This is a genomic window from Halomonas sp. HNIBRBA4712, assembly GCF_043558675.1.
Classification (GTDB): Bacteria; Pseudomonadota; Gammaproteobacteria; order Pseudomonadales; family Halomonadaceae; genus Vreelandella.
Map to the genome: position 1 here is coordinate 1 of NZ_JBIFXR010000021.1, position 2,366 is coordinate 2,366.

The 2,366-nt window shown below is 64.8% G+C and carries 2 protein-coding genes; both read right to left on the reverse strand.

Annotation, left to right across the window (positions count from 1 at the left end; genetic code table 11):
- Positions 1-44 precede the first annotated feature (44 nt).
- Complete coding sequence (locus tag ACGK9R_RS17140; RefSeq protein ID WP_394583540.1) at positions 45-1,403, reverse strand: DUF4123 domain-containing protein; 1,359 nt, start codon at positions 1,401-1,403, stop codon at positions 45-47.
- Positions 1,404-1,406: 3 nt separating this feature from the next.
- On the reverse strand, positions 1,407-2,366 hold a 960-nt coding region (locus ACGK9R_RS17145), incomplete at its 5' end, for a type VI secretion system Vgr family protein (RefSeq protein ID WP_394583542.1).

A 2,366-nucleotide genomic window follows, 5' to 3' on the forward strand; every position in this document is an offset into this window, starting at 1 on the left:
TTCCGTTAGCAGATAAAGGGCATCTTCATAGGTCGGCTGATAGCTCATGATTGCCCCTCATTCACGATGGGTCGAAAATTGTCCTGCTGCATCACTTCCTCGTCTGAATAGGCCGGTCTCAGCGCATGATGCACGCGTCCTCGGGGCAGCCAGGCCTCCAGACGATCACGTTTGCGCCAGGCGGCCAGCCTGGGGGTTTCGAGTATTTGCCGCGCTTCGTCCTGATGGGCGGGAAAACGATTACCGAACTCGAGCACGCACGTCGCCAGGGTGCGGGTCTGCTTTTTGGAGGAAAGGCCGTAGCGCTGCCCCAATTGCACGGCAGTGTGAACCGCAGCCAGTCGCTGTTGCGCTGATTGCTCCGGGTATGGCTCACCCAGCGCAAGGGCCATCCCCGCTTGGGCGCGCTGCTGCATCAGCGTTCCGAAGTGCGCAAACGCCTTCTCGTCGATCGCGAACTGGCGGCCCTGGGGGTTGGCGTCGCGGACCTTGCGGCTGAGAGTGATCTGGCCAAGCCGCCCTTGCACCGCCTCTGGCGCGGTATCGAACGTCATCTCTGGCGTCAAGGGAAGTTCTGCCGGTACCGCCATCAACGGCGAAAGGGGCAGCGTGAGGCTTTCCAGCGGTGCCATGAAGGCGGCCAGCTTCCAGGGCTCCAGCGCCTGGGTCATGTCCAGCGCCACGCGCGGGTCGTAGAAGCGAAAGTACACCGGGGCCTGGTCGTTGGCGGGCGTCCAGAGCATGGTGAACTTGCGAAAGTGTGCGCGCAGCTGCCTGAGCGTGGCGTGGGAGTGAAACAACACCCCCCAGTGCTGATCCTGGGGCAGGTTTTCAAGCCAGGCGCGCAGGTCGCTGTCGGCCTCGATTCGCACGAGCCACGGCGCGTTGGCCCGTGTCTCTTCGCTGGTCGCGGCGTAGAGGCAGGCATGTTGCGCATCAGACTGGCGCAGACGTGCCTGAATCTCGCGGCAGTTCACGCCGTCGATGACCGCCCAGAGCGGTGGCTGGTTCGGTGCCAGTAACGCCGGCCAGGTGGTTTCACTGTACGCAATGGGCGGCGCCACCGGTTCGGGCGCGACCGGTTCGGGCTCGATGATGAGCGGCAGCATCTCGCCGTACACCACCGGCTGTCGAGAGGTCGTGGCGTGCGCCAATTCCACCAGCGTTTGTGACATGCCCTGATGGCGAAAGCGCTGCAGCAGCGTCTGGACCGATTCGAGTTTCAGAAGGCTGAAACCGTCGTCGCGTAGCCGGGTTTGAAGCAGCGCGCGGACGTCATCCTCCGATTCGGCCAGCACCGCGACGGACAGAACGGCCTCCTCGGCCTCTTCGTTCCACTGCCGAGCCTCGGACGTGTTGGCCACGATGTGGCAACGAGCGACCCAGTAATCCGGCGTGGCCATGGATCACTCCTCCTCCAGCGGGCAGTGGGAGACGAAGGGGCTGCCTTCGCCGGCGGCCACTTCCAGCACTGCCGGCACCGGCGGCAGGGCGGCGGCACTCGGCGAGGCCGAGCCCACATTGAGCACCGGCGTCACATCGACGCTGCCGCCGTTGAGCACCAGGGCCGAGCCACCCGCTACCAGCGTAATCTTGCGGGCATCCAGAATCAGCTCGCCGTCGGCCTTGAAGGTGATGTCGCCGTTGGCATGGGTTTGGTAATTTCCGCCAATCTTCAGCCCGCGCTCGCCGTCAACCTGTTCGGTGTGGTTGGTATGCACGGTGATATCACGGTTGCCCTCGATGGTCTCCACGCGGTCCTTGGCGACCGCCAGGTGGGAGTTGTTGCCGATGGTCGCCGTATCGTCGAACTCCACCCGCTTCTGACGGGAGTTCAGAACGTGCAGCTCCAGGTTCTTCTGGGCGTGCAGGTAGATGAACTCTTCACCGGCCTGGTCTTCGAAGCAGAGCTCGTTGAAGCCCTCGCCCTGGTGGGTCTGGGTCTTGATGGCGGTGCGGGTCTTGTGCTCCGGCAGCGTGTAGGGCGGGATGTTGGCCGCATGGTACGTCCGCCCGGTGACCAGCGGCTGGTCCGGGTCGCCTTCCAGAAACGAGACGATCACCTCGTGACCGATGCGCGGAATCGCGATGCTGCCGTAGCCGCCGCCGGCCCAGCCCTGGGAGACGCGCACCCAGCAGCTCGCCGTGTCGTTGGGTTCGGCGTAGCGGTCCCAGGGGAACTGGACTTTCACCCGGCCGTGCTCGTCGCAGTGGATCTCCTCACCTTCCGGGCCGACCACGAAGGCCACCTGGGGGCCGTCGACTCTTGGCTTGGGGTTGGGGGTGGCCCGCCAGGGTGAGTCACCCGGGATGAGGGTGGCCTGGTTGCCGTAGCGGGTCATGCCGCCGGTATCGCTGCTGATACT